The organism is Actinoplanes sp. NPDC026623 (assembly GCF_040638275.1).
In the GTDB taxonomy this organism is placed as follows: domain Bacteria; phylum Actinomycetota; class Actinomycetes; order Mycobacteriales; family Micromonosporaceae; genus Actinoplanes.
This window is the reverse complement of record NZ_JBEZXZ010000109.1, coordinates 1-15,667: the sequence shown is the minus strand read 5'-3', so window position 1 is coordinate 15,667 and position 15,667 is coordinate 1. Positions and strand designations below refer to the sequence as shown.

Annotated in this window: 13 protein-coding genes; 9 read left to right on the top strand and 4 right to left on the bottom strand. The window is 73.8% G+C overall.

All coding sequences use genetic code 11. The annotated features are described in order from the left end of the window. The first annotated feature begins 16 nt into the window (after positions 1-16). The 5 genes from AB0F10_RS27595 (at position 17) to AB0F10_RS27575 (ending at position 6,684) form a co-directional block, all read left to right on the top strand. The gene (locus AB0F10_RS27595) at positions 17-970 is read left to right on the top strand and encodes a glycosyltransferase (protein ID WP_360631046.1); all 954 of its coding nucleotides are present in this window, start codon (positions 17-19) and stop codon (positions 968-970) included. Then, complete coding sequence (locus AB0F10_RS27590) at positions 967-2,343, top strand: glycosyltransferase family 2 protein (RefSeq protein ID WP_360631043.1); 1,377 nt, start codon at positions 967-969, stop codon at positions 2,341-2,343. Before AB0F10_RS27595 ends, AB0F10_RS27590 begins: the two co-directional genes overlap by 4 nt. A gap of 68 nt (positions 2,344-2,411) precedes the next feature. Then, positions 2,412-4,805 (top strand): hypothetical protein, encoded by a 2,394-nt coding sequence (locus tag AB0F10_RS27585; RefSeq protein ID WP_360631040.1) that lies wholly within the window; start codon positions 2,412-2,414, stop codon positions 4,803-4,805. Beyond that, the gene (locus AB0F10_RS27580; protein WP_360631037.1) at positions 4,802-5,716 is read left to right on the top strand and encodes a hypothetical protein; all 915 of its coding nucleotides are present in this window, start codon (positions 4,802-4,804) and stop codon (positions 5,714-5,716) included. Before AB0F10_RS27585 ends, AB0F10_RS27580 begins: the two co-directional genes overlap by 4 nt. 98 nt (positions 5,717-5,814) lie before the next feature. Next, complete coding sequence (locus AB0F10_RS27575) at positions 5,815-6,684, top strand: tetrahydrofolate dehydrogenase/cyclohydrolase catalytic domain-containing protein (protein ID WP_360631034.1); 870 nt, start codon at positions 5,815-5,817, stop codon at positions 6,682-6,684. Here the strand turns inward: AB0F10_RS27575 and AB0F10_RS27570 are convergent. Both AB0F10_RS27570 and AB0F10_RS27565 read right to left on the bottom strand, forming a co-directional pair. Next, entirely contained in the window at positions 6,674-7,726 is a 1,053-nt protein-coding gene (locus tag AB0F10_RS27570; RefSeq protein WP_360631031.1) for a glycosyl hydrolase, read from the bottom strand. The genes AB0F10_RS27575 and AB0F10_RS27570 overlap by 11 nt on opposite strands. Next, positions 7,723-8,535, bottom strand: coding sequence for a polysaccharide deacetylase family protein (locus tag AB0F10_RS27565; protein WP_360631028.1), 813 nt, complete (start codon positions 8,533-8,535; stop codon positions 7,723-7,725). The genes AB0F10_RS27570 and AB0F10_RS27565 overlap by 4 nt, the downstream gene beginning before the upstream one ends. Positions 8,536-8,838: 303 nt before the next feature. On the opposite strand from AB0F10_RS27565, the gene AB0F10_RS27560 reads away from it, so the two are divergent. The 3 genes from AB0F10_RS27560 to AB0F10_RS27550 all read left to right on the top strand — a co-directional run bounded on the left by AB0F10_RS27560 (position 8,839) and on the right by AB0F10_RS27550 (position 11,034). Then, positions 8,839-9,081, top strand: a complete 243-nt coding sequence (locus tag AB0F10_RS27560; protein WP_360631025.1) for a hypothetical protein — start codon at positions 8,839-8,841, stop codon at positions 9,079-9,081. A gap of 67 nt (positions 9,082-9,148) precedes the next feature. Further along, on the top strand, positions 9,149-9,799 hold the full coding sequence (locus tag AB0F10_RS27555; RefSeq protein WP_360631082.1) for a hypothetical protein: 651 nt from the start codon (positions 9,149-9,151) through the stop codon (positions 9,797-9,799). A gap of 47 nt (positions 9,800-9,846) precedes the next feature. Further along, on the top strand, positions 9,847-11,034 hold the full coding sequence (locus tag AB0F10_RS27550; RefSeq protein ID WP_360631022.1) for a metallophosphoesterase: 1,188 nt from the start codon (positions 9,847-9,849) through the stop codon (positions 11,032-11,034). A gap of 45 nt (positions 11,035-11,079) precedes the next feature. Here the strand turns inward: AB0F10_RS27550 and AB0F10_RS27545 are convergent, their stop codons facing one another. Then, a complete protein-coding gene (locus tag AB0F10_RS27545) occupies positions 11,080-11,361 on the bottom strand; it encodes a DUF1905 domain-containing protein (RefSeq protein WP_360631019.1) in 282 nt (93 codons plus the stop codon). Positions 11,362-11,512: 151 nt separating this feature from the next. Here AB0F10_RS27545 and AB0F10_RS27540 point away from each other — a divergent pair, with 151 nt between their 5' ends. Beyond that, positions 11,513-14,974 (top strand): ABC transporter ATP-binding protein/permease, encoded by a 3,462-nt coding sequence (locus tag AB0F10_RS27540; protein ID WP_360631016.1) that lies wholly within the window; start codon positions 11,513-11,515, stop codon positions 14,972-14,974. A gap of 26 nt (positions 14,975-15,000) precedes the next feature. On the opposite strand, the gene AB0F10_RS27535 is transcribed toward AB0F10_RS27540, so the two are convergent. After that, positions 15,001-15,667 (bottom strand): trypsin-like peptidase domain-containing protein (locus AB0F10_RS27535; RefSeq protein WP_360631013.1); only part of this gene is annotated, 667 nt, incomplete at its 5' end.

Genomic DNA, 15,667 nt, shown 5'->3' with positions numbered 1-15,667 from the left:
GCCCGAGGAGCCCAGCGTGGAATCCACCCCCCGCCCCGCAGTCAGCATCGTCATCCCGACCCACACCGAGCAGCGCTGGTCCGCGCTGGTGCGCACCGTCGCCTCCGCCCGGTCGCAGACGTACGCGCCCGCCGAGATCATCGTCGTGGTCGACCACAACCCGGCCCTGTTCCGCCGGGCCCGGCGTGACCTGGGCGGCGTGACCGTCCTGGAGAACCTCTACGCCCAGGGCGTGTCCGGCAACCGCAACACCGGCGCCTTCCACACCAGCACCTCGCTGATCGCGTTCCTCGACGACGACACCGTCGCGAGCCCCGACTGGCTGGCCGGCCTGGTCGTGCCGTTCGCGGACCCGAAGGTGGTCGGCACCGGCGGCGGCATCCACCCCGCCTGGGCGAAGGCCGAGCCGCGCTGGATGCCGGCGGAGTTCCTGTGGGCGGTCGGCGGCTCGTACGCCGGGATGCCGACGACCACCGCGCCGATCCGCAACGTGTGGTCGGCAAGCATGGTGGTGCGCCGCGAGACGTTCCTGGCGGTCGGCGGCTTCCGGACCGGCTTCGGCAAGCTCGGCAACCAGAACCGGCCCGAGGACACCGAGCTGTGCCTGCGGATGAGCGCGCTCGGCGGCGGCCAGTGGATCTACGTGCCGCACGCGACGATCCGCCACGAGGTGCCGGCCACCCACTCCACGTTCGGCTTCTTCCTGCGCCGGTGCTACGCCGAGGGGCGCGGCAAGGTCGCGATGGCCGGGCTGCTCGACGGCTCGCAGAGCCTCGGCTCGGAGCAGGACTACCTGCGCTCGCTGCCCAGGGCGGTGTTCCGCAACCTCGCCGCCGCCACCCGCGGCCGCGGCGCGCACCACGCGCTCAAGGCCGGCGGCGTGCTCGCCGGCGTCGCCGCGGCCGGATTCGGCGGAGTCGTCGAGACCGTCACCGCCCGCCGCGCCGTCCCGGCCGGAGTCGCCCGATGACCGCCGGGGTGAACGGCAAGGTCTGGGCGCCGGCACCGCGCCTCGACGAGATGATCACCGCGCCCGCGTTCGAGCCCAGCGGCGAGGCGCTGCCCGCGATCGTGCTCGACCTGGAGCTCTCCGACCCGCTGCCAGCCGTCGCCGGCGTGGGTGCCGACGGCCGCCGCGTCCTGCAGGCCTGGGTGCTCGTCCGGCTCTTCACCGAGCCCCTCGGCACGGTGCTCGTCGACGTGCCGGCCCGTGGCCTGCGGCCCGCCGGGCTGGCGGCCGCGATCGAGGCCGAGCTCGGCACGGCGCTCGCGCCGCGGCTCGCCGGCCTGGCACTGGCCACGCTGCCGATCGACGGCATCACGCCGGCGACCGAGCCGGCCTTCCTGGCCCGGCGCCGCGAGGTGCTCGCCGGCGCGCCGCCGATCACCGTGGTGATCTGCACCCGGGAGCGGCCGGGCGCCCTGGCCCGCTGCCTGGACAGCCTGCTCGCGCAGGCGTACCCGGACTTCCGCATCCTGGTCGTCGACAACGCACCGGTGACCGACGCGACCGCCGAGGTGGTCCGCTCCGCGGCCCGCCGCGGCAACGTCGAATACCTGGTCGAGCCGCGCGGCGGCCTCTCCTTCGCCCGCAACGCCGCGGTCGCGGCCGCGCCGGGCGAGATCCTGGCCTGGATCGACGACGACGAGTACGCGGACGTCAACTGGCTCGCCGAGGTCGCCCGGGCGCTGGCCGACCACCCCGAGGCGGACGTCGTCTCCGGCGTGATCGTCCCGGCCGAGCTGGAGACCCAGGCGCAGCTCTGGTTCGAGCAGTTCGGCGGGCACAGCAAGGGCCGCGGCTTCAAGCCCGACGTGTTCAGCCCCGCGACCGCACACATCCAGAGCCCGCTGTACCCGCTGCCGCCGTTCGGCACCGGCGCGAACATGACCTTCCGCCCGGGCGTCATCGAGCGCATCGGCGGCTGGGACACCGCGCTCGGTGCCGGCACGCCGGCGATGGGCTCGGAGGACACCCTGGCGTTCACCCAGGTGCTGGTCGGCGGCGGCACGATCGTCTACCAGCCCACCGCGGTGACCCACCACTACCACCGGCGCGACCTCGAGGGCCTGCACAAGCAGATGGTCGGGTACGGCGCCGGGCTGACCGCCGCGTACACCAGCCTGCTGCTGAAGCGCCCGGGACTGCTCTGGCCGCTGCTGCGGCTGGCGCCGGGTGCGCTGCGCGACCTCACCAGCAAGGACAGCCTGCGGGTGTCGACGCTGCGCGAGGACTTCCCCCGGGAGCTGCTGACGGCCAACCGCCGCGGCATGCTGGCGGGCCCGCGCGCCTACCTGAAGGGCCGCCGGGCCGCCCGGGCGAAGACCGGAAGCAGCCGCTGATCGTGCCGAGTCGGCCGTTCACCGGAAAGTTCGTTCCGCACGGGGCATTCTCGGTCCGGAGGACGAATATGCCCAGCTCGCAGTTCGAATCCCCCGACGACGCCACGGAGGCCCAGCCCATGGCGGACCAGCGCTCGGCCGGCCAGCGGCCGACCGAACCGAGCAGGACCGACGCCGCGCAGCCGGAGGCCACCCGCGGGCCAGGCCGGGTACGCCCGCCGGCGCCCGCGCGATCCGACGCGTCCGGACCCGCGGCGGCGGACCTGCAGACCACCTCCGGCGTGCCGAAGGCGGCGATCCCGCCGTCCGGGCCCGGCGCCCCCGCGAGCGTCGAGGACACGGTCATCCTGCGCATCGCCTCACCCGAGGACACCGTCGTGCTGAAGGTGCCGCCGCCCGCCGAGCGGCCCGCCGCCGAGCGGCCCGCCGCCGCCCCCGGCGAGGAGACCATGGTCATCCCGCTGCCGGCCCCGGACCAGACCATGGTGATCCCGGCGTTCAAGGTGGCCGCGCCGACCGATGTCGCCACCGCCGTCATCCCGGTGGTACCCGGCCGCCGGGCCACCCCGCGCACCGAGGCGCCGCCGGCGCCCGATCCCGGCCGCGCCCCCAAGCCCGCCCGCGCCCGCCGCGAGCCCCTCGACCTCGGGCACGCCCCGGCCGTGCTGACGATCTCGGCGCTGGGCGTGGTCCTGGTCGCCCTCGCCTACGCCGGCGGCCGGGCCAGCAACGGCAACGCCCAGATCGCGTACTGGGTCGGGCAGGTCGTGGTCTTCACCCCGGTCGTCGTGCGGCTGCTCAGCCGCCGGATGGCCGGTGTCGCCGAGTCGTTCGTGCTGGTCATGGGCCTGGCCCTGAATCAGTACCTGCTCAAGTGGATGTACAGCCCGGACCAGTTCCGGTTCCCCGACGAACTGCAGCACTGGCTCGCGACGACGGTCATCGCGGAGACCGGAAAGCTGTTCCAGCCGAACCCGGCCCTGCCGCCCGCCCAGCACTTCCCCGGCCTGGCCGAGATGGGCGCGGCCGTCGCGGCGATGACCGGGCTTCCGGTGACGGCCGCCGGCGTCATCGTCGCCGGCGTCGCGCACCTGGTCTTCGTCGGCCTGTTCTTCGCCGTCGTGCTGCGGGCCAGCAACTCGCCCGCGGTCGCCGGCGTCGCCTGCGCCACGTATGCGACCGCCCTGCACTACCTCTTCTTCAACTCGATGTTCCTGTACCAGACCGCCGCGCTGCCGTTCTTCATGCTGACGGTGTGGGCGGTCCGGCGGTGGCGGATCGACGGCGGGGGGCGGTTCGCCTGGGTCGCGGTGGGTTCGACGGTGCTGACCACGGTCAGCCACCACGTCACCGCATTCGCGCTGGTGGCGACGCTGCTGCTGCTCGCCGTCGCCGAGCTGATCACCGAGCGGCCGCGGCGCTGGTCCGCGCTGGTCATGCCGGCGTCCGCATTCGCGGTGGTGGCGGCGTGGATCCTGCTGGTCGCCGCCGACGTCCTCGGCTATCTGCAGGACCCGATCGACCAGGTCGTCCGCACCTTGTCGCAGCTGGTGTCCGGCGAGAGCGACCCGGCCTCGGCGTCCGCGCCGGTCGCCGTCGGCCAGCTCGTGGTGCAGGGTGCGGGCCTGCTCGGGTTGCTCGTGCTCTCCGTGGCCGTCACCCGCGACATGGTGCAGCGCCACGACCGGGACTGGTGGCGGTGGGCCGCGGTCGTCGGCGGCCTCGCCTTCTTCGCCGGCAACGCCGTGCGGTTCCTGGGGCAGAACGGGCCGGAGATCGCCGGTCGGCTCTCCACCTTCACCTACATCCCGATCTCCATCCTGGCCGCGATCGGCCTGGTCCGGGGCGTGCAGCTGATCCCGGCCCGGGACGCCGAGGGGCATCGGTGGCGCGCCGCCGCCCCGGCGATCGACGTGGTCATGCCGGGCGGCTGGAACCTGTACAGCCGGGTCGCGGCCGGCGCGGCGATGATCACGCTGCTGATGATCGGGGCGCGGGCCGGCGGCTGGCCGCCGATCGCGTCGCTGCTGCCGGGGCCGTACCTGGCCGGCGGCTACGAGCGTTCGGTCGACGAGCCCGGGCTGGCGGCCGCCGAGTGGCAGCGCCGCGTCCTCGGCCCGGGCAACCGCGTCGGCGGCGACGCGACCTCGGTCTCCCTCGCCTCGACCTACGGCCGCCAGGACCCGGTCCGCGAGGTCGGCCCGCTGTACTACGCCGAGTCCTGGGGACTTCAGCAGGAGGATCTCGTGCAGCGACTGCACCTGCGGTATCTGGTGGTCGACCGGCGGCTGGGCACCCAGTTGCCGGAGAGCGGCGCCTACTTCGAGATGGATCCGCGCTCGGGCCGGATCACCTCGCCGCTGACCGCCAAGCAGCTCGGCAAGTTCGACACCCTCCTCGGGATGGACCGGCTCTACGACAACGGCACCGTCCGCGTCTACCGGACCGGGGAGCAGCGATGAACACCCTGCTCCGCCGCGTCGTCGCGGGTGTGACTGTCGCCTCGGGCGCCGCCGTTCTGCTGGGGCCCGGGCCGGTGGCGATCGTCGGCGGCCTGCTGCTCGCCTTCGTGCTGCCCGGCCTGGCGCTCAGCGACGTCTTCTTCCGCCGCCGGGACCTGACGACGCTCGAGCGCATCGTGCTCACCCCCGCCCTGAGCATGGGCGTGCTGATCGTCGCCGGGCTGGCCATGTACGTCGCGACCGTGCACATGGACCGGGTCTCCTGGACCGTCGCCACGGCCGTGGTCACCCTCGTCGCGATCGTCGCACCGTGGGTGTCGACACTCAATGCACCGGAACCGGAACCGGAGCCGGAGCCGGAGCCGGTCCCTGCGCCCGGCCCGGCCGGCGCGCAGCCGGCCCGGGTGGGTGTCGGCGAACGGACCGTACGGCTGCCGCGCGCCGCGGTGGACGCCACCGTGGTGATCTCGATCGCCGAGGTCGAGGACGCGATGGACGTGGCGGCGCAGGAGCAGGCGGGGCGCCGCCGGCTGGCCCGGCAGCTGCTGCCGCTGGCGCTGGTGGTGCTGATGCTCGGCGGCGCCTGCTGGCTGTCGTTCGGCAACTCCCGCTCGACGCACGACACCACCGTCACCGCGTTGTGGGCGGCGCCGCCGGGTCCGGTCGACGCGGCGGGCAACCGCCGGGTCGAGGTCTCGGCGAGCGGCCTGCTCGCCGCCGACGGGCCGTACAAGCTCCGGGTGCTCACCGCCGCGGGGAAGGTGGCGCTGGCCCGGACCGTCCCGGTGACCGGGGACGGCAGCTGGACCGAGGCGCTGAGCGTGCCCGGCGCGCAGCGGATGACCGTCAACCTCTACCGGGCCCGGGACACCACCGCCTATCGGACGCTCTTCCTCGGCGCCGTAGACTGAGCAGGACACGCGACTGGCGGCATCGAGGATGGGGACCACCATCGGGGAGCTCGCCGTGGGGGCCGTCCGCCTGGGTGCCCACGCCGGAGTAGACGCACATGTCCGTACCCCATGAAGCAAGACTGCTGCCCGGCAAGCCGGTGGCCGACGCGGTGCTGGCCGACGTCGCGCAGCGCGCGGCGAAGCTGCGCGAGGGCGGCGTCGTTCCGTCGCTGGCGACGATCCTGGTCGGTGACGACGACGCCAGCGCCGGCTACATCCGGATCAAGCAGCGCCAGGCCGCCGAGCTGGGCTTCGTCTCGCCGCACGAGCACCTGGGCGCCTCCGCGACGCAGGACGACCTGCTCCGGGCGATCGACCGGCTGAACGCGGACCCGTCCGTGCACGGGCTGCTGATCCAGTACCCGCCGCCGGCGCACATCGACTACGACGCGGCGCTGCTCACGGTCGACCCGGACAAGGACGTCGACGGCATGCACCCGCTCAACCTGGGCCGGCTCTCCGTCGGGCTGCCCGGGCCCCGGCCGTGCACCCCGGCCGGCATCGAGGCGCTGCTCGCGCACCACGACATCGCCGTCGCCGGCCGCGAGGTGGTCATCCTCGGCCGCGGCGCGACCATCGGCCGCCCGCTCGCCATGCTGCTGTCGCAGAAGCGGCCGACCGCGAACGCGGCCGTCACGGTCGTGCACACCGGCGTCCCGGACTGGCAGCGGTACGCCCGGCGCGCCGAGATCCTGATCGCCGCGGTCGGCGTGCCGGGGATCATCCAGCCGGAGCACGTGCGCCCGGGCGCCACGGTGATCGGTGCCGGCGTGCGTTACGAGGGCCGGCGGCTGCTGCCGGACGTGGCCGAGGAGGTCTCGGCGGTGGCCGGCGCGATCACCCCGCGGGTCGGCGGCGTGGGCCCGACGACCGTGGCGATGCTGTTCCGCAACGCGATCGAGGCGGCCGAGAAGGCTAGCCGCTGAAGCGGACGCTCTTCGCCATCGCCACGAAGGCGGCGAGCGAGTCGACATCCGTGTCGACTCGCCACTTCTCGGCGTACCCGGGGTGGGTGTCGGTGTCGAACCAGACGACGCCGCCCACCGCCGGGTGCGCCTCCACCCACTGCGCGAAGAGGGTGATCCAGTCGGCCTTGGTCCGGCCGCCGCGGTCGACGGCGCCGACCTCGGTGATCATCAGCGGCTTCCGGGCCGAGAATTCACCGTAGATCGGGTCGAAGAGGGTGTCGGGCGTCTCGCGGTGCAGGTTGTACCCCGACACGCCCACCCAGTCGACGTAGCGGTCGCCCGGGTAGAGCGCCTTGAAGGAATTCCAGTCCGCGGCCGGGGCGGGGTTCCAGTTCGGGCTCCACACCCAGGAGACGTTGTTCGCCTTCTCCTCGGCGAAGATGCCGTGCAGCCGCTTCCAGCACTCGACGAACGCGGCCGGGTTCTCGCCGTTGCGGACGGTTCCCCACCGGTACCAGTCGCCGTTCATCTCCCAGCCCCAGCGCAGCAGCACCGGCCGGCCCAGCCGCTTCAGCTGCCGGGCGGCCCGGGCGATCAGCGCGTCGCTGCCGCCTGAGGTGATGTCGGAGTACTCGGTGCCGCGCCAGGACACCATCGGCGTGGCGGCCGCGGGCAGGCCGTCGATCCGCGCGGGCAGCGTGTCGGTCCAGCCGTAGAAGACGTGCACGATGCGCTGTTCGCGGCCGGTCTGCCGGCGGCGCAGGGCCAGGCTCTCGGTGAACGATTTGTCCTTGAGCGCGAGGTACGAGCCGAGGATGGTCCGGCCGGGCCGGAACGGCACGGCGCCGCCGCCCTTGACGACCACCCGCGGACCGGCGGCGGCGCTCGGCGGCGGCCCGGCGGATTCGGCCGGGCCGGGCGCGGCGGTGGCACCGGCGGATGCCTGGCCGGAGCGGATCCGCTGCACGGCGAGGCCCGCCAGCGGGACGGCGGCGAGCCCGGCCAGGCCGAGCAGGTGCCGGCGGTTCAGCCGCCCGGGTGCGCGGTGTCCCGTGGTCATGTGAGGTTCCGGCCGGCGGCCCGGGCGACCCTGCGGACGGCACGCCAGCCCGGCTGGGCGAGCTGCTTGAGCCGCGGCACCAGCGGGGAGCCACCCCCGGCCACCAGGCTCACCAGGTCGGCGCCGGTCATGCCCGGGGTCGGCTGGAGCCGGGGCACGGCGAAGCGCCGCTCACCCGGCCGGTGCAGCCGCCGGCCGACCTCGGTGGCGTTGTCGTGGCCCGCGGCGAGCACCGCGTCGCGGACCCGGCCGCCGTTGTAGCCGTGCGGGTAGGCGAAGCTGCGGACCCGCCGCTGCAGGCGCTGCTCGAGCTCGTCCTTGCTGCGCACGATCTCCTCGCGCAGTTGCGCGGCCGGCAGCACGTCCAGCGGGTGGTGCAGCAGGCTGTGATTTCCGATCTCGATGCCGGCGTCGGCGACCTCGGCCAGCTCGTCCCAGCTCAGCAGGCGGCCGAAGTCGGGTGCCCAGCGGCCGAGCCAGCCGGCGTGTTCGCCCAGGTGCCCGACGGAGGCGTACAGGGTGGCGCCGGCGCCGGCCGCGGCGAGGACGGGAACACCCTCGGTGAGGAAGTCCCGGTAGCCGTCGTCGAAGGTGACCGCCAGGAGCCGGTCCGTGTCGCCCTGCTCGAGCAGGTCGAGCGCGTCGGTGAGCCCGACGAGGCGGTAGCCGGCGGCGGTGAGCGCGCCGAGTTGCTCGGCGAGGCGCTCGCGGGGCACGGCGAGATCACTCAGCGGGCCGCCGACCGCGGACACGGAGTGATACATGAGGGCCGGCATGGACTCCCATGCCGACGTTGCCGCGACGGTCACCGCTCGTTCCTCCCAGTGCCTACGATCATGACCATTATCGGTCGGTATCCCGGCAACTTGCGAAGTTCGAGAGCACTTCCCGGGGCCGGCGCGAATGGCCATCGCCGCCGCTCAGGCCACCTTACGGGGGACTTCGGGAAGCGTCCAGCACGGTTGTGGCGGTCACCGCAGGGATATCGGTGTCGGTCATTGGCTCGGCCTCGCCGACGCCCGCGGCCCGGCCGGCCTCTGCCGAAAGTCGTAGCTGTCGATCCCACTACGGAGGGAAGCGGACGCACCCTGGGTGACGGAAAGGTGATGGTCATGAAACCGGACCGTGCACGGCGCCTCGCCGAGGCCGCATGTGAGGCCGGGCTGGTGCTCGGCGTGGTCACGCTCCCCACCGCCTGGCGGGCCCTCGACGGCGGCCTGATGGCCGTGCTGGCGGGCATGTTGCTGGCACTTACCGCCGCGACGTATGCACTACACGCAGTAACATTTGACTGCTTCCTCTTGACGGGACACCGGGCCCGACGGAATCTTTCTTATACCCAGCGTAAGGACTGAACCGAGGGACCTCCTGGCGCGTATCCCGAGTTGCACCGTCTTCACCGACCCCACGGGAGTGAACAGGATGTTCCGGCTCATCCAGCTCCGAGCACAGCACGGCGTACCCCGCATCGGCATCGACCCGGACGGTTACGGCAGCGAGGTCGCCGCCCTGGCCCGCTACCGGGAGACACCGTCCGAGTTCTTCGGCATCGGCCGCTTCGATCCGGCGGGCCGGCTCTCCGAGATCGTCATGGACACCGTCTGCGGCCCGGCCGGCGAGTGCGCCCAGCCGGCGGTCGTCGTGCACGCCCAGACGTTCCAGCGGCTCTGTGACAACTGCTCGTTCGGCCTCGACGCGCTGACCCTGCCGGAACTGGCGCTGCGGCTCGGCGTCGTGGTCCGGATGGCGCCGGTGCTGGCCCGCTCGGGGCGGCACGCCGCGCCCGAGGAGGGCTGCTCGGCCAGCAACCGGATCGCCCGCGAGTTCGCCTCGCACGTCGCCGACCCCGACTGGCGTGCGGAGTTGTGCGCCGAACTGGCCCGCACGCCCACCGCGATCAACGGCCTGCTGATCGGCGTGGGCGCGCTCAGCCACCGCGACGTGCTCGACCTCTATCCGGCGCTGTGCACGCTCGGCACCGAGCTGCCGGTCGACGTGCACGCCGACCTGCTGCGGGCCACCACCCGGCCGCACTCCCCCGCCGGCGTCACCGGGCTGCGACTCGGCCTCTGAGCCGGTGGCCGCGGCCGCTTACCGAAACCGCGTGGCAGACTTCTGCTGTGTCCGTGGATGAAACCGTCGAGGCCGAGAACCCGCCGCGTCGCCGGCGTGGGCCCGGCCTGCGATTCGGCCTGATCGTCGCCGCCGTCCTGCTCCTGCTCTTCGGCGTGCCCTGGTGGACGTTCGTCTGGTCCGGCAACCGGTGGCCCGGCGCGGTGTTCGCCGCCGGCACCCTGCTGTTCGCCGCCGCCGCGGCCGCGTTCCCGTTCCTGATGTTCAGCGGGCACGGGCCCCACCACCGCGACGGCGCCGCCCGCATCGCCGACACCGCGCTCGGCGTCGTCTGGGTCCTCTTCGTCTGGTCGATCCTCGGCACCGTGCTGCGGCTCGCGCTCGCCCTCGCGGGCGTCGCCGACCCGGTCCGCTCGCGGATCGTCACGGCGGTGGTCGCCCTGGTCTCGATCGTCCTGCTGATCTGGGGGTACGCCGAGGCGATGCGGGTCTCGCGGGTGCGCCGCGTCGACGTGACCATCCCCCGGCTCGGCGCGGGCCTCGACGGGCTGCGGGTCGTGCTGCTGACCGACACGCACTACGGGCCCATCGACCGGAGCCGCTGGTCACGCGGCGTGGTGGAGGTCGTCAACTCGCTGCAACCGGACGTGGTCGCGCACACCGGCGACATCGCGGACGGCGAGGTGGCGCAGCGCCGCGAGCAGGCCGCGCCGCTCGGCGACGTGCGGGCCGGGCTGGCCCGGGTCTACGTGACCGGCAACCACGAGTACTTCAGCGGGGCCCAGCGCTGGGTCGAGCACATGGCGTCGCTGGGCTGGGAGGCCCTGCACAACCGGCACCTGGTGGTGACCCGCGACGGCAGCAGCCTGATCCTCGCCGGGGTGGACGACCGCACCGCCGCGGGCTCGGGGCTGCCGGGCCACCACATGGACCACGACGCCGCGCTGGCCGGCGCCGACCCGGACCTGCCGGTGCTGCTGCTGGCGCACCAGCCGCAGCAGGTGACGGGCGCGGTCGCGCACGGCGTCGACCTGCAGATCTCCGGCCACACGCACGGCGGCCAGATATGGCCGTTCCACTACCTGGTCCGCCTGGACCAGCCGGTGCTGCAGGGCCTGAGCCGCCACGGCGAGCGCACCCAGCTGTACACCTCGCGGGGCACCGGCTTCTGGGGGCCGCCGTTCCGCATCTTCGCACCGAGCGAGATCTCCCTGATCACGCTGCGCGCCGGCTGACCGTTCCCTCAGCTCAGGTAACGAGCCTGGGTCTGCCGCTGCGGGTCAGCTCAGCCGTTCCGACAGGCGCACGGTGACGGTGGCGCCTGCCTCCTTGCCGATCCTGCGGCGCAGGGCGGCCTTGACCGGAAGCTTGTGACGGCCGTCGCCCAGGGCCATGAACGAGCTGCGGAACGGCTCGCCGTCGACGGTTCCGCGCACCTTGACCAGCCCGCGGGTGCCGAAGAATCCGGCCGACCCGGGCATGATCACATACGTCCAGCCGTTCTCGGCGGTGCTCTTCTCCAGCACGGCCGTGAACTCGGCGTCGAGTGGCCCGGCGGTCATGGCCCTCACCTCCGCTCTCCGCGACCAGGACATGAGAACACGACCCGCGCCGGTGACGCACGCGATACCCGTGCGCAGCGTAATTGCGTTGAGCCTGCGGGCCGCGCACCGCAGGATGGGTGCACCGCCTTCCCTATCCGTGAGGACCACAATGCGCCTCCTTCGCGACTTATGGGCTACTTCGCCCCGTCGCACCGCCCTGGTCGCGATCCTGATCGTTCTGGGCGCGGCGGGACAGGCGGGCGCCCTGGGCCTAGCCGGTGCCGTCCTCGTCGACCGCTCGCTGCCGCTGTTCGCGCTGCTCGCCGCGGCCCTGGTGGTCTCGGTGCTCAGCGACCTCGTGGTCGGCCTGGTCGTCGCCGGGCTGACCGCCGACTGGACCGCCGCCGTGCGCCGCGGCCTGTGCCGGGTCGCCTTCGGCCAGGATCTGCCGGCGCTCGAGAACACCCCGGTCGGCGAGCTGCTCGACCGCATCGACGGCGACGTCTACCAGGTCGGCTCCGAGCTGCGCGGCAGCGGCGTGCGGCTGGCGCAGTCCCTCGCCGTCGCGGTGCTCTCGATCGTGACCGCGTTCTTCGCCTGGTGGCCGGCCGCGCTCGGCATGGTGCTGGTGTCGATCCTGCTGGTCACCCTGCTGACCAGGCCTATCCAGCGGATCTCCCCGCTGCGGATCAGCGAGGAGGAGGCCTGGTCCGACCTGGCAGCCGTCATGGAGGAGTCCATACACGGCCAGGACGACGTCCGGACCAGCCTCGCCGCGCCGTACGTCCGCCGGCTCTACGCCCAGCGCGCCCGCGAGGTCCTCACCCGCGGGCGCAAGGTCTGGACCACGTCGTCGCGCATCACCATGGGCGCCGGCGCGATCACCCGGCTGCTCATCGCCACCCTCGTGATCGTCGGCGCCTGGGCCCTGATCGGCGGGCACATCGACGGCGCCCGGCTGACCGCGGTGTGGCTGCTCGCGCTCGGCTTCGGCGGCACCCTCGAGCACGTCACCCGCATGGTGCCGGAGCTGCAGAACGCGCTCGGCGCCTGGAGCCGGGTGCGGTCGCTGCGCGACGTGCGGCAGGAGCCGACCGAGGGCCTGCCGCCGGCCGACGGCGACCTGGAGATCCGCAACCTGACGTTCCGCTACGGCGAGTCCGACTCCGGTCGCCCGCCCGCGCTGCGGGACGTGAGCCTGGCGTTCGCCCGCGGCCGCTCGTACGCGCTGATCGGCCGCACCGGCTCCGGCAAGTCGACGCTCGCGAAGATCCTGACCCGGGCCGTCGACGTGCCGCAGGGCACGGTCTTCCTCGGCGGCGCCGACATCAACGACCTCGACGTCGAGCAGCTGCGCCGGTGGACGGCGATCGTCCCGCAGCGCACCGAGATCCTGGCCGGCACCCTGGCGGAGAACATCGCGCTCTTCGACCCGGAGCTGCTGCCGCAGGCGGCGGACGCGCTGCGGGAGCTGGGGCTGACGTCCTGGGCGAACGGCCTGCCCGACGGCGTGGACACCCGGCTCGGCGACGGCGGCTACGTGCTGTCCGCCGGGCAGGAGCAGCTCGTCGCCTTCGCCCGCATCCTGGTCCGCCACCCGCAGGTGGTGATCCTCGACGAGGCCACCGCGCGGATGGACCCGGTCACCGAGGCGTGGGTGCAGCGGGCGACGGACCGGCTCCTCGACGGCCGGATCGGCGTCATCGTCGCGCACCGGCTCTCGTCGGTGCGGCGCTGCGACGAGGTCGTGGTGCTCGCCGACGGCGAGGTGCTCGAGGCCGGCCCGCTGGCCGAGTCGCGGCGCTTCGCGGAGCTGCTCGCCAGCTCCAGCGTCGCCGCGCCGGCCCGCACGGCGGGCGGGGTGGCGCTGCTGGAGCGCGAACCGCTCGAGCCGGTCGCCACGGAGCTCGGCAACACGCTCCCGAGGGCCGAACCGCCGCCGCTGCCCGAACCGCCGCCGGCCCGCACCATGCGGGAGATCGCCCGGCTGACCGTCAACGACCCGCGGTACGGGCTCGGCGCGATCGCGTTCTTCGTCGTGCTGGTGCTGTTCGGCCTGGACGGCGCGGTCCTGCCGCTGCTGTGGTCGAAGGTCGTCGACGGCATCGGCGACCCGATGCTGCCGGCGCTCGGCATCGCGATCTGCCTGCTCGCCGCGATCCCGGCGCTGTACTACACCGGCGCCTGGTTCCCCGAGTGGTGGGTCCGGCAGATGCTGCGGATCAGCATGCGGCTGGTGCACGGCCAGACCGGCCCGCGCCGGATCAGCAAGTACACCCCGGCCGAGGTGGTGGCGCAGGGCGGCGACACCGAGCGGGTCGTCATGCTCGCCGACAACCTCATCGACACCGCGGTCAGCCTGGTCATGGTCGTGGCCATGACGGTGGCCTCGCGGTCGTACGTCCCGGCCGCGTTCTTCGTCGGCACGATGGTGCTCTCCGGGCTGGCGGCGACGCTGTTCGGCCCGCGGCTCGAGCGTGCCGCCCGGCGTACGGTCGCGGCCCGGGCGTCGTTCGCGACCGCCCTGGTCTCGTCGCTGTCGGCGGCGCGCACGGTGAAGCTGGCCGGCGCGACCGTGCCGGTGCTGCACCACCTGGCCCGGCTGGACACCGCCCGCAGCGACCGGCAGCGCCGGGAGATCTCCATCCAGGTGTGGGCCCGGTCCACCCCGTCGATCTTCAGCGGCCTGCTGCCGATCGCGGCGTGGGCGATGTACCTGACCGGCAACCTGTCGGCGGCGGCGACGCTGATCGCGGTGGCGACGCTCGGCTCGGCCCGCTGGTTCGCCTGGACGACGGCGTCGCTGGTGTCACACTTCCCGTCGGCGCGGGTCTGGACCCGGCGGACGGTGGCCATGGCGGGCGTCGGCGAGTACTCGTCGGCGGTGCCGGGCGTGGACATCGCGGCCGGCACCGCGCTGGCGCCGCCGGTGGCGCCGCGGAACCCGCTGCGTTCCCTGGAGCTCGCGGGCTTCAGCGCGGTGCACGAGAACGGCACGGTCGGCGCGCAGGACATCGACCTGACGGTCGACCGCGGCGAGCTCGTGCTGGTGGTCGGCCCGGTCGGCTCCGGCAAGTCGTCGCTGCTGCGGGCCCTCGCCGGGATCGTGCACCACACCGGCGCGCTGCGCTGGAACGGCCGGCCGGTCGACGAGCCGGAGCTGTTCCTGCGGCCGAACCAGGTCGGCTACGTGGCGCAGCTCCCCCGGGTGCTGTCCGGCACGGTCGCCGACAACATCCGGCTCGGCCACGAGGTCGACGCGGCGGACGCGGTGACGACCGCGCAGCTGGAGCACGACCTGGCGGCCACCGGCGGCGGGCTGCAGCTGCTGATCGGGCACAAGGGCACCCGGCTCTCCGGCGGCCAGCTGCAACGGCTGGCGCTGGCCCGGGCCCTGGCGCCGCGCACCGAGCTGCTGATCGCGGACGACGTGTCGTCGGCGCTGGACGTCACGACCGAGCTGGAGCTGTGGCGGGCGCTGCGCGAGCACGGCGTCACCGTGGTCGGCTCGACGTCGAAGCGGGCGGCGCTGTCCCGCGCCGACCGGGTGGTCGTCCTGATCGGCGGCCGCTCGGTGGCGCAGGGCACCTGGCTCGAGCTCGAGGACCGGTACGGCCACCTGGCCGGATAGGACCCGGAACCGGGGTCGCCCACGTTTCAGTGGGAGGCCCCGGCCTCGAGCTGCTTCACGACGCTCATCACGGTGCCGGCCGGGATGGCGAAGCCGACGCCGACGCTGCCGGTGTCCTGCTGGCTCGCGGTGGCGATGGCCACGTTGATGCCGATGACGTGGCCGGAGGTGTCGACAAGCGCGCCGCCGGAGTTGCCCTCGTTGATGGGGGCGTCGGTCTGCAGCAGTCCGGTCAGCTTCTCGCCGCCGGGGCTGAGCTCCCGGTCGAGCGCGGACACGATGCCGGACGTGACGGTGCCCTCGAGGCCGAGCGGGGCCCCGAACGCGAGCACGGTGTCGCCGACCGCGACGCTGTCGCTCGTACCGAAGGTTGCCGGGGTCAGGCCCTCGACGCCGGAGGCACGCACCAGGGCGAGGTCGTGGGTGGGGTCGGTCGCCAGGACCTCGGCGGGCACCGTGCGGCCGTCGGCGAGCCGGACACTCGCGGTGCCGCCGGACGCGACCACGTGGTTGTTGGTGACGATGAGCCCGTCGGCGGCGAGCACGACGCCGGAGCCGAGCGACGTGCCCTGGGAGCCGTCGATGAGCACCGTCACGATGCTCGGCGCCACCTTCGCGGCGACCGCCGCAAGGTCGTCGCGCCCGGCGACCACCGCGGTGCCGGTCGTCGTCGTGGCGGCCGCCGCGGCCGGC

What these genes read in the sequence shown, in the direction of transcription:
- AB0F10_RS27590 (WP_360631043.1), top strand. Translation starts at nt 967, where the DNA reads ATGACCGCCGGGGTGAACGGCAAGGTCTGGGCGCCGGCACCGCGCCTC.
- AB0F10_RS27585 (WP_360631040.1), top strand. Translation starts at nt 2,412, where the DNA reads ATGCCCAGCTCGCAGTTCGAATCCCCCGACGACGCCACGGAGGCCCAG.
- AB0F10_RS27580 (WP_360631037.1), top strand. Translation starts at nt 4,802, where the DNA reads ATGAACACCCTGCTCCGCCGCGTCGTCGCGGGTGTGACTGTCGCCTCG.
- AB0F10_RS27575 (WP_360631034.1), top strand. Translation starts at nt 5,815, where the DNA reads ATGTCCGTACCCCATGAAGCAAGACTGCTGCCCGGCAAGCCGGTGGCC.
- AB0F10_RS27570 (WP_360631031.1), bottom strand. Translation starts at nt 7,726, where the DNA reads ATGACCACGGGACACCGCGCACCCGGGCGGCTGAACCGCCGGCACCTG.
- AB0F10_RS27560 (WP_360631025.1), top strand. Translation starts at nt 8,839, where the DNA reads ATGAAACCGGACCGTGCACGGCGCCTCGCCGAGGCCGCATGTGAGGCC.
- AB0F10_RS27555 (WP_360631082.1), top strand. Translation starts at nt 9,149, where the DNA reads ATGTTCCGGCTCATCCAGCTCCGAGCACAGCACGGCGTACCCCGCATC.
- AB0F10_RS27545 (WP_360631019.1), bottom strand. Translation starts at nt 11,361, where the DNA reads ATGACCGCCGGGCCACTCGACGCCGAGTTCACGGCCGTGCTGGAGAAG.
- AB0F10_RS27540 (WP_360631016.1), top strand. Translation starts at nt 11,513, where the DNA reads ATGCGCCTCCTTCGCGACTTATGGGCTACTTCGCCCCGTCGCACCGCC.